Source organism: Nevskia soli (assembly GCF_903970205.1).
Taxonomy (GTDB): domain Bacteria; phylum Acidobacteriota; class Terriglobia; order Bryobacterales; family Bryobacteraceae; genus Bog-113.
This window is the reverse complement of the sequence record NZ_CAJCHS010000390.1, coordinates 1-10,613: the sequence shown is the minus strand read 5'-3', so window position 1 is coordinate 10,613 and position 10,613 is coordinate 1. Positions and strand designations below refer to the sequence as shown.

Annotated in this window: 11 protein-coding genes; 2 read left to right on the top strand and 9 right to left on the bottom strand. The window is 60.1% G+C overall.

Features of this window, described 5'->3' with window-relative positions; all coding sequences use genetic code 11:
- Positions 1-262 precede the first annotated feature (262 nt).
- Positions 263-763 carry a hypothetical protein gene (locus H1Y01_RS17015; RefSeq protein ID WP_180541700.1) on the top strand — a complete coding sequence of 167 codons (501 nt, stop codon included), beginning with the start codon at positions 263-265 and terminating at the stop codon, positions 761-763.
- Between the two features lie 4 nt (positions 764-767).
- On the opposite strand, the gene H1Y01_RS17010 is transcribed toward H1Y01_RS17015, so the two are convergent.
- The 7 genes from H1Y01_RS17010 to ribA form a co-directional block, all read right to left on the bottom strand.
- A complete protein-coding gene (locus H1Y01_RS17010; RefSeq protein WP_180541699.1) occupies positions 768-2,045 on the bottom strand; it encodes an amidohydrolase family protein in 1,278 nt (425 codons plus the stop codon).
- Positions 2,042-3,397, bottom strand: coding sequence for an amidohydrolase (locus tag H1Y01_RS17005; protein ID WP_219341647.1), 1,356 nt, complete (start codon positions 3,395-3,397; stop codon positions 2,042-2,044). Before H1Y01_RS17005 ends, H1Y01_RS17010 begins: the two co-directional genes overlap by 4 nt.
- A complete protein-coding gene (locus tag H1Y01_RS17000; protein ID WP_180541698.1) occupies positions 3,394-4,749 on the bottom strand; it encodes an amidohydrolase family protein in 1,356 nt (451 codons plus the stop codon). Before H1Y01_RS17000 ends, H1Y01_RS17005 begins: the two co-directional genes overlap by 4 nt.
- Before the next feature lie 251 nt (positions 4,750-5,000).
- Positions 5,001-5,507 carry a thiamine phosphate synthase gene (locus tag H1Y01_RS16995; protein WP_180541697.1) on the bottom strand — a complete coding sequence of 169 codons (507 nt, stop codon included), beginning with the start codon at positions 5,505-5,507 and terminating at the stop codon, positions 5,001-5,003.
- Positions 5,504-6,577 carry an ABC transporter ATP-binding protein gene (locus H1Y01_RS16990; RefSeq protein WP_180541696.1) on the bottom strand — a complete coding sequence of 358 codons (1,074 nt, stop codon included), beginning with the start codon at positions 6,575-6,577 and terminating at the stop codon, positions 5,504-5,506. Before H1Y01_RS16990 ends, H1Y01_RS16995 begins: the two co-directional genes overlap by 4 nt.
- Positions 6,574-7,233: a molybdate ABC transporter permease subunit gene (modB, locus tag H1Y01_RS16985; protein WP_180541695.1), complete on the bottom strand. Its 660-nt coding sequence runs from the start codon at positions 7,231-7,233 to the stop codon at positions 6,574-6,576. Before modB ends, H1Y01_RS16990 begins: the two co-directional genes overlap by 4 nt.
- A 24-nt stretch (positions 7,234-7,257) precedes the next feature.
- On the bottom strand, positions 7,258-7,869 hold the full coding sequence (gene ribA / locus H1Y01_RS16980; RefSeq protein ID WP_180541694.1) for a GTP cyclohydrolase II: 612 nt from the start codon (positions 7,867-7,869) through the stop codon (positions 7,258-7,260).
- Positions 7,870-7,898: 29 nt separating this feature from the next.
- Here ribA and H1Y01_RS16975 point away from each other — a divergent pair, with 29 nt between their 5' ends.
- Positions 7,899-9,200, top strand: coding sequence for a sensor histidine kinase (locus H1Y01_RS16975; protein ID WP_219341645.1), 1,302 nt, complete (start codon positions 7,899-7,901; stop codon positions 9,198-9,200).
- Between the two features lie 40 nt (positions 9,201-9,240).
- Here H1Y01_RS16975 and H1Y01_RS16970 read toward each other — a convergent pair whose 3' ends face one another.
- A complete protein-coding gene (locus H1Y01_RS16970) occupies positions 9,241-10,089 on the bottom strand; it encodes a nucleotidyl transferase AbiEii/AbiGii toxin family protein (protein ID WP_180541693.1) in 849 nt (282 codons plus the stop codon).
- Positions 10,086-10,613: type IV toxin-antitoxin system AbiEi family antitoxin domain-containing protein (locus H1Y01_RS16965; protein WP_180541692.1), on the bottom strand; the 528-nt coding region annotated here is incomplete at its 5' end. The genes H1Y01_RS16970 and H1Y01_RS16965, both read right to left, overlap by 4 nt.

Here is a 10,613-nt window from a genome sequence, read left to right as displayed (position 1 = left end):
CGCAATGCGGCCGATATGCATGAGTTAGGGATGGCGGAGTGGGGTAAGTTTATGCGGTCGGTAGGCGGCCGGTTCTACGCGCCGCCGCCGAAACCTGAGTAGATTGGCGAGCGATGCAGCAATACGACATCTCGCTGAAGCTTCTGCTGCGTGGTTCCGGTTCCGCGGTCTTGCGTTCAGTCACGGGCGGCGCGGCTGTTCAGAGATGGCTGGATGTCGAACTGCCGGAAGTCCGGAATATGTCGGCGACACTCCACTGCGTATGCCAAGCGAACTGACCGGCCCGAACGTGACCTTCCGCTACGAGACGGTCGATATTCGCGATCTCGACGGCGATGGGCTTCTCGAAAGCGACCAGATCGGCGATAATGTGATTGCGATCCTTGCGCGGCTGCGGGATCGGCGGCTGGCGGTGCATCGCATCCTGACCCGGATTGCGAAACTCGATCGCGTGCCGCGAGAGTACGCCTTGGGTCAGTTGTTCAGGATCTCGGGGCTGCGACGGTTGGAAGAGTTTGTGGAACAGGAGGCTGGTACGATGCCGATTCTAATTGACCTAATGGAGAATAAGGTGCTTGGCCGGGAGATCAGACGCGGCATTCGGATAGGGGAAGCGAAGATGCTTCGGCTTCAGATGGAAGCCCGCTTCGGTCCGATCCCGGACTGGGCCGAGAAACATATCGCCGATCGCTCGCCGGAGGAACTGGAGGCGCTTGCCGTTCGCGTACTCAACGCCGAGAGCTTGGAACAGCTTCTGAGCTGATACATCATGGCCTACTCTTATACTTCTCGTAGAGTCTTAACTGCCGGTTGTTAAGATCGACCTGCTTACCGTTAATAAACAGCTGCTTGACGTGAGTCTGTTCTTCAAGAGGATCACCGTCCGTAATCATCAGGTCGGCTATCTTCCCTTCTTCGATACTTCCTACCTTCTTGTCCATCCCGTAGATCTTTGCGGCGTTGATAGTAACTCCTGCTATAGCGGCATCGTGCGGTAGTCCGAATGGAACGGCAGCGGCGGCCTGGTAGGGTAGATTGCGCGAGAACTGGGCATCGTAGCTGCCGAAGCTGAAGAGTACACCGGCCCGGTATAACTCGCCTGGAGTCGTAAAGGGCTTATCGTAGGGATCGTCCTCTTCTTCGGGAAGCGATAGCGTGGGCCGGAGGACCACCGGAATGTTCCGGGCCTTCAACTCGGCAGCTACCTTCCAGGCTTCCGCCCCGCCGGCGAGAATCATCCTGAGCTTCTGCTTATCGGCGAATGCGATTGCGTCCCTAATCTCGCGCTCCCGCATCGCCGTGATCATCACCGGAACCTTACCGTCGATCACCGGGATCATGGCCTCGAACTTTAGGTCCGTTTCGAAACCCGGCTCGTTCGCGGCCTTCGCCTTTTCATAACGGTGCGCGTCGTCGAAGAACTTGTTCAGTTCTTGGAGCTCTTTGAGATAGTCTTTATGCACCTCTTCAAAGGGCCTCTCGGTAGCGCCCTCGGGAAAGTGGAACGTCCGGGTACGGATCACCGGCATGTTGATGTGCAGCGCCACGGTTGGATTCAGGTCCATGTCATCGACCGTCCACCCGTCAAGATGAATCATCGAAGCGCGGCCGGCAATGAGCGAACCGTTCGGAACCGGAACGGAAGCTGTGATGCCGTTCGCACGCGTTACCGGTATATGTTCACTTGACGGATTGACCGCCATCCAGGCGCTAAGCTGTGGGTTGAACTTACCGAGTTCGGAGTTGTCGGAAGTCTCGCGCACCATTTCGATTTCGGTTAGTCCCGTGTCGGTAAACGAATCGATCATGCCAGGGTAAACCTGCATACCATGTGCATCGATCACCTGCGCGTCCGCCGGCGCCGTCAGGTTCTCGCCGACACCAAGAATCTTTCCATCACGGATCAGAATGGACCCGTTGGAAATGTCCCGGCCCGCCATGGTGTGAATGGTCGCGCCACGAATGAAGTAACTCGTGCTGTTGTCAGCTCCGTACGCCAACGGACTTAGTGCGGCAGCCGTTGCTAAGATCAGGATCGGTTTCATCGGCTGGGTTTCTCCTTGTCTTTGTCCTTGTCCGTATCCTTCTTAGCGTTCTTGGCATCCTGCTTGGCGCGATCGGCGGCCTTCGTGATGAGTAACTTGCGCTCTTTCTCGATTTCCGGACGGCCGGCCAGGTCTTTGTCGCGATCAAAGTACAAGTCCCCATCAATGTAGACCTGCGTAACCTTGGACAGCGTCGAGAGCGGATCGCCATCGTAGATCGCGAGATCGGCATCCTTGCCGGGCTCGATAGAGCCAACTAAGTGATCGACGTGAAGCTGCTTCGCCGGGTTAATGGTGACCATGGCCAGCGCCTCATCGCGCGTGAGATCGCCATACTTCATAGCCTTCGCCGCTTCGGTATTCAGGTGGCGCATTAGTTCGGCATCATCTGAGTTCAGGGAAACGATGATGCCTTTCCTGGCCATGAGCGCGGCGTTCCAGGGAATCGCGTCGTACGCCTCGACCTTATAAGACCACCAGTCGCTGAAGGTGGACGCGGTAGCTCCCGACGCTGCGATCTCATCCGCTACCTTGTAACCCTCCAGTACATGCTGCAGAATGGGCTTGAAGTTGAAGTCATGCGCGACGCGCAGAATCATCAGGATCTCGTCCTGACGATAGCAGTGTACGTTGACGATGCGCTTGCCTTCCATGACCTCGACCAGCGGCTCCAGTTTCAAATCGCGCGCCGGAGGGATCGCTACTTTGCCTTGAGCCTTCTTATCCTCATACTCTTTCCAACTGGCCTGGTACGCCTTGGCTTCGGTAAAGGCCTCGCGGATCACATCCTCGACGCCCATGCGGGTCGCCGGGTACCGCAGATTCTGGGGGCCGGTTCCGAATCCGCTTTCGCCGCGCCGCTTCGGATTCTCGCCGAGGGCGAACTTGATTTCGGGCGGACCGCCCTGGAACTTCAGTCCTTCCGCATCTTTGCCCCACCGCAGCTTGATGAGTTCGCACTTACCGCCGATAGAATCGGCGCTGCCATGCAGGATGTTGGCGGAAGTCACGCCGCCCGCGAGAGCCCGGTAGATCGCAATATCTTCCGGGTTCAGAACGTCTTCAATGCCGACCATCGCGGCCACGGAAATACTACCTTCGTTGATCGATTCGGCGGCAATGTGGGAGTGACAATCAATGATGCCTGGGATCACCCACTTCCCCTTGGCATCCACGACGGTCGCGCCGGCTGGAACCGGTAGATTCGGACCGGCAGCGGCTATCTTGCCGTTCTCAATGACGATGGAGCCCGTGTAAGTGCCCTTGGTGACGGTCATGACCGTCGCATTCTGGATGACGGTAGACGCGGCGAAGCAGCACGAGCAACAGAGTAGTGCGCCAAATAGCTTCAATTCGTAGCCTCCGTAGTCTTGACCGCGTCTTCGGGCTTCTTGGTATCTTCCGGTTGAGGGTCGTATTGCTGGCCGTCGACAAACGTGAACTTAACCTTTGTCTTGTCATCGAACCAATCACCTGAGGTTACGGTCAGATTCGCGATCTTACCGGGTTCGATCGAGCCGGTGCGGTCGGCGATGCCATAGATCTCAGCGGGGCTTAGTGTAAGTGCGCGAATCGCGTCGTCCTTCGAGAGTCCGGCATCGAGAGCACGCTTCAAACTTTTGCGGATATCGGCGGGTTTGGCGAGGCCATCGGAGAAGAACGCGAATCGAACTCCAGCTTTGGCGAGCGCGGCGGGAGTTCCCGGGGCTTTCTCACGGTACTCGAGAATGCGTAAGGGGTCCTCCAAAGCCGGATCGGCCTCCTTTGGGCGCTCCGGCCATTTCAGACTTACTAACACGGGAACGCCGGACTGCTTCAACGGCCCGGTCCAACGCCATGCTTCTTCGCCGCCATAGAGTACGGCTTTCAGCTTGAGTTGTTCGGCTAAGTGCAGCATGCGGTCGATCTCCACCGCGCGATGGGCGGGAAGCAGCGCTCGCGGCGAGGCATTCAGACCTTCCAGATTTTCATCGTAAGCGGGGCGCTGCAGCCCCTGCGGGTGACTGGCGTAAATAGATTGAGCCAACTTATAGTGATCGGCGTCAAGATACAACTGGCGGATGTAGGCGATGGTTCCCATCAGCGATCCGGGAAAGCTCGAGAACCCGTTGGTCTTCATCGATAGGTACTGACCGGCGGGCGCCGCAACGACCATGCTTCCGGGCCGATCGCCGGCAAGGTCGATCACGGCGCCTTGTCCCGCGAAGATATTGTTCGTGGGGAATACGACTGCTGTGGTGAAGCCGCCATCGCGCATGGTTGCGATCACTGGATCGGTCGGCGAGATGTGATCGGCCGCGCGATAGAAGGTCGCGGAGAGCGGGCGATCTTCGGGACCCTTGGAAGGCGGCGGCGCATTCGCCGGCGCGGTTGGAGCCGGCTGGGCCGCGCTGGTTCCGCGCGCGGTTGGGCCCGGCGGCGCAGCACCGGGGAGCGCCCATGTGCTGAGCGCGTCGATGAAGCCGGGATAGACGGTGAGGCCGGTCGCGTCGATCACCCACGCGTCGGCGGGAGCTTTGAGATCGACACCGACGGCTTCGATCATTCCTTTGCGGATGACGACATCGCCGCGTTCGAGCGTCGGTGAGGATACGCAGACAACGCGTGCGTTATGGAGGAGGTAGGCGTCCGGCGGCGCCGCGTGGGCGGCTCTTGCGGCGCACAGGATGGCCAGGAGCGGCAGGTTCAACTTTGTGCTCAGCATCGAATTGGAGGTCCTTTCTCCAACGGCGGATTAGAGTTATTGATAGCACGTAACGGACATGCGATGTTAATTGCGATCAAGACACCGCTCGCTTTCGCTCGGGCTCGGTAGAGCAACGCGGTCGGGTAGAGCGATGCGGTGGTCGGTAGAGCAATGCGGTTGTCGGTAGAGCGATGCGGTGTTCGGTAGAGCAACGCGGGTCGGTAGAGCAATGCGGTGGTCGGTAGAGCAATGCTCTCCAAGGATGTTGGTTACGGGGCGAACAACCTAATCCCCGCCACGCCGCGCGCGCCGGCCGCCACACACTGCGCGGCGTTCTCAAAAGTGACGCCGCCAAGCGCTAAGACCGGTATTCGCGCGGCATGCGTGGCTTCGGCGAGGTAGTCCAACCCTAGCGGCTCCCCTTTCCCCGGACTCGCAAAGATGGGCGCCAATAGAGCCAAGTCCGCGCCTTCCGCATCGGCTCGCAGCACGTCGTCGATGCTATGGCAAGATACCGAGATCACGAACCTCTTCGGTGCGATGCGCCTGATCTCGACCGGCGAAATTGAGTCGCCGCGAAGGTGGACTCCGGCGCATCCGCATGCGATCGCGATATCCGCGCGATCGTTCACCAGCACGCGCACACCCGGCGCCGCTGCGTCAAGAATGTCCCACGTCAGCCGCGTAAGTGCCGAGCCTGAAAGTTCCTTTGCGCGTACCTGAATGAAATCGACCGCACCTCCAAAGCGCGCGCCCGTGATCGCGTAGCGGATCACGCCTCTCCTAACGGCCGCAACGAGTCCGGAGGAAACTCCACATACCACTCGCGTCCGTCCCGGAACTTCTCCCAATCGTGGCGAGGCGCGAAGACCACCAGCTCCGGCGTGAAGCGCAGTTCAATGAAGTTGGCGCGCGCCAGCATTCGTTCCAGACGCAGCTCCATGCGGTTCTCGCCGCGCGAGCCATGCACGATCAACTCATCGGCCCGCGCGTTCATACGAATCCGGTCGCCTCGAAAATGGCCGGGCAGATAGCGCGCGTTGAGTTCCGTGCCGTTGATGCGAACGCGGCTACTGTTGCGGCCCGGATCGAGCGCCAGTATCTCGGCGTCCAACACATTGGTCGGCCCAAACATCCGCGCGACGTCGGCGTTCGCCGGGTGTGTCCGAATCGAATCCGCCGATCCGCGTTGGACGATTCCGCCGTCGGTGTAAACGAGCACCTGGTCCGCGAGCGTCATGGCATCGTCAACGTCATGCGTGACCAGCAGCAGCGGGATCTCGAGATCGTCGCGCACTTGCTTCAACACATCGGACAACTCCGAACGCAACGAGACATCAAGCCCCGCGGCCGGCTCATCCAGCAGCAGTGCGCGCGGCGACGTGATCAAGGCGCGGGCAATGGAGCAGCGTTGATTCTGTCCGCCCGAAAGGTTTGCCGGTTTGCGTCCCGCCATCTCAGTGAGGGCGAATCGCTCCAGCATCTCCGTGACAAGGCGGTGGCGTTCCAGGCGCGGATGGCGTTCGGCGGCAAACATCAGGTTCTCGCGCACCGTCATGTGGGGGAACAAGGCATGACTCTGGAACACATAGCCGCAGTGGCGATCGCGCGGCCGCAAGTTGACGCGCGCTTCGGCATCGAACAGGATACGGTCGCCCAGCATAATGCGCCCCGAATCCGGCTTCTCGAAGCCCGCAATGCAGTTCAACGTGAGCGATTTGCCGGCGCCGCTGGGCCCGAACAGCACCGTGATGCCGCGTTCCGCAGTGAACTCGACGTGCAGCGCGAAACCGGCGCTGTCCGCCGCCGGCCTAAAGTTCCTGGTCAACCGGACCGATAGACTCATATCCGGCGTTCGAGCCGGTTCGCGCCGTAAACGATCAGCAACGTAGCGGCAGAAAGGATCAACGTGAGTACACCGGCAATGCGCGTGTTGCCCGCTTCAACCGCGTCATAGATGGCGATGGCCGCCGTCTGCGTGCGGAATGGAATGTCGCCCGCAACCATGAGCGTCGCGCCGAAATCGCCGAGCGACCGCGCGAACGCGATCACCGCCGCGGCAAGGATGGAGCGCCGCGCGAGAGGCGCGGTGACCTTCCAAAAGATGCGCCACTCTCCGGTTCCAAGAGATCGCGCCGCGCGCAGCAACGCGGGATCGCCCGATTCGAAACCCGCACGCGCCGATTTCACCAGCAACGGCAGTGCGTGGATGGTCGCGGCTACCACTGCGGCGTGCCACGTGAACACCAAGGGCTGCCCGAAGATCGACTCCCAAAGTTTCCCAAACGGACTCGATCGCGCCAGCAGCACCAGCAGATAGTAACCCAGCACGGTCGGTGGAAACACCAGCGGCAGCGTCACCACGGCGTCCAGCCATTCCTTGCCGGGGAACGCGACGTTGGCGAGGACCCATGCGAGCCAGAGCCCCAACGCCAGTGCGATGGCCGTCGCGATCAACGCGATCTTGAAGCTGAGCAGAAGCGGAAACGCGATCGAGCCCATGGCGGCTACTCAGCTGGCTTCCTTTCAGTTCTCGAGCAGATGACCCAGTTTGTTCTTCTTGGTTTCCAGATACGAGTGGCGGCTGGCGAGCGCCTCGACGAGGGCGGGAACGCGCTCCACCACCTCGATACCGGCACTCTCGACCGATTCCACCTTTTCCGGATTGTTCGACAGCAGCCGGATGCGCTTCAATCCAAAGTGCTTCAGAATGGCCGTGGGCAGCGCGAAGTTGCGCAGGTCGGCCTCGAAGCCGAGGAGTTCGTTCGCTTCCACCGTGTCCGCGCCCCGGTCCTGCAACTCGTACGCCCGCAACTTATTCAGCAGACCGATGCCGCGCCCTTCCTGGGCTTCGTAAATCATCAGCCCGCGGCCCTCCGCCGCGAACATCTCCATGGCAAGTTCGAACTGCGCGCGGCAATCGCATCGCAGGCTGTGAAACACGTCGCCGGTGAGGCATTGCGAATGGACGCGCACCAGAGGAGGCGCGCCGCTCAGATCGCCCAGAACCAGCGCAACGGCCTCTTCGTTCCGGTCCTTGAACACGCCTTCGAAGCCGTGGATCCGGTACTCGCCGTATTCACTCGGAAGCGCCGCTTCGGCGACTTTCACCAGCCGCGGTTCATTGGAAGGCGCCATTTTTGGAACCCTCATTATAATGGGCGCGAGTGGAACAGCACTTCATCACGCTGCTTGTTCGTATCGCCGTGATCGCTTCGCTGGCCAGTTTCTTCGTGCGTTTTCAGGACGTGCGGCGGCTGCTGATGTTTGAGGACCGGACGTTGGGACAGCGCATGAAGCTGGCGATGTGGTTCGCGATCATGTTCGGTTCGGGAGTCGCGCTGCATGCGCGTATCCGCTCCTACGATTTCGTCGATCTCGCGCTGGAAGGGAGCTTGCTTGCCGGGCTGATCGGCGGTTACGCGACCGGCTTAACGGCCGGACTGATCATCGCTTTTCCGACTCTCTTCCGGCACGAATTCGCCAGCCTGCCTTTCTATGCGGGCATTGGTCTGCTGGGCGGGATGCTGCGCGATTTCGCCGCGGATAAGCAGTTTATCTGGCAGACATCGCCGCTGTTCGATCTGCACCTTCTACGCGCGATCCAGCAGCGGCGCAACCTCAAGCGGCCCTTGTTCAATCTTGCGCTGGCGCTCAGCATTGTGGCGGCAACGTTTCTGCGCGAGCGCGTCGCCCGTTCGTTTCCCGGGCGAATCTTTTCGCTATACCTTCCCGTGACGCATCCGCCGTGGCTCAGCGTGCTGGCCGTCTACGCGTCCGTCTACTTTGCCGTCACCATCCCCATCAAAGTCTGGAATAACACCCGCAATGAGATCCAACTTGAAGAGCAGAAGCGGCTGCTGATCGAAGCGCGGCTGCAAGCTCTTACCAGTCAGATCAATCCCCACTTTCTCTTCAATACGCTGAACTCGGTATCGTCGCTGATTCGCATGGACCCCGATCGCGCGCGTCAGATGATCCTGAAGCTTTCCAATATTCTGCGGCGGTTGTTGCGCAAACACGAGAGCATGACGCGGCTGCGTGACGAGCTCGATTTCATCGCCGATTACCTGGCTATTGAACTGGTGCGCTTCGGCGATAATCTGCGGTTTGAACGCGATATCGACCCGCATACGCTCGATATGTTAGTGCCGAGTATGCTGCTTCAGCCTCTGGTCGAGAATTCGGTGAAACACGGGCTAAGTAATAAAGTCGGCGGCGGGACGATCCGGATAGAAACCCGCGTGGATGCCGGACGCCTGTTCATTCGTGTGGAGGATGACGGCGTCGGAATCCCCGAGAGTAAGCTGGCGCGCATGCTCGATACCGGGATTGGTGTGAGTAATGTACGCGAGCGGCTGAATGTTTTGTTTGGTTCCAATTACAGGATGTGGATCGATTCGCAACCGGGGAATGGGACGCGGATTGAGATCGAGTTGCCGGATACGGCTGTCGCACAGGTAGTTTGAGAGGCAGTTTGGCTCCTGTCAATATGTTTCCACTATGGAACTATATTGACAGGGTAGGCAGTATCGCGGTTGCAATCCTTCGGACAGTCTCCCGGAACGCCGTTTCAATCTCAGCGGCGCCGGCGACGGGAAAACTCAGTTGTGCAGCGAGCGCCTCCAACTCGGGACGCCATAAGGCCGGCATTATGAAATCAGGTGGAAATTCATGCGTGCCGCGTTCGTCGAAAACACGCAGGGCGGCGGCCAGTGCGGCCGGGTAGTTGAGCTGACCAAGCGTCTCAATCAGGAGGATGTCCAGAACATCTCGGGCGCGGGTCGATGAGGTGTGCGGCGCCGTGCATGCGTGAAGTTTCTGGGCGACTTGCTCGCTCAGGCCGATGCATCGTATGGGCGAAGTCACCGGTACGCCCATTTCGTGAATTCCCGCAACTGTCGGCTCCACACGATCGATCGTTGTCGTGCCGGCTGGCCCCAAATCCACCTCCACGGTCTGCCACGCACGGGTCCGGTATTGAATCGCGACTTCGACTCTCACCGTATCGGCGCGATCCATTTCGCGCGCTTGCGCCTTGAGCCGGAAGGAGAATTCGTCGAATCCTAATTTCAGCGCTTGCTCAAAAGATCGAAGTCGCTTTCCCCGATCGCCGTTCAGCACGAGATCAAGGTCCTTTGTCGCGCGAGCACGCTGAGCGAAACGCAGTTCCATCGCGACTCCGCCTTTGAGGTAGTAGCCGCCGAGAATTCCCTCGGACGCAGCCCGTTCGAGCACGCCACAGATCGCCAGGAACGACACCCATCTCCGCAATCGTTCTTGATCGATGCCCTGGTCGCGGGCGACGCGCGCCAGTGTCTTTTCGAGCCGCTCCGGAAGCCGTGGCCGGGTTGTCACCGATTCGCACGCTCGAGCGCTTGCGTGCCGTTCTCGAGGGTGCGGACATAACTGTTAATGCGCCGCTTCAAACGCTGCGCTTCCGCGCTGTCGATGTAGCCTTGCCGCCGTGCGTCGGAAACCGCCTGACGCACCATGCCTACCTGGCCTGTGGACGACAGCATGTCTTGTACGGTTCTGCCAACCGTGGTAACGGGCAACCCCTCCTGAATGGTCACGTCGCAATCCGGGAGATCCGCGTGATGAACCTCCACCCACGTCGGGCGAACCCTGCGGAGCCGCGCATTCCGAGGAATTGTGATGTGAACGGCGGCCGGGTTGGCGTCGGAGATCCCGTACACGGCGAAAGCAGTGGCGTGCGAAAGCGCGACGTTCTCCGGACCGTCGTCAGCCTTGGCCCAAAGCACGGCTTCCCAGTACTGCGAGAATCGATCCGACGGAAAATGGGGGATGCGGTATACGCCGCGAGCGGCCCGCTCCAGCCGCCCCCGCTGCGTGAGGCGCGCCAGCACGGAGTCCGCGAT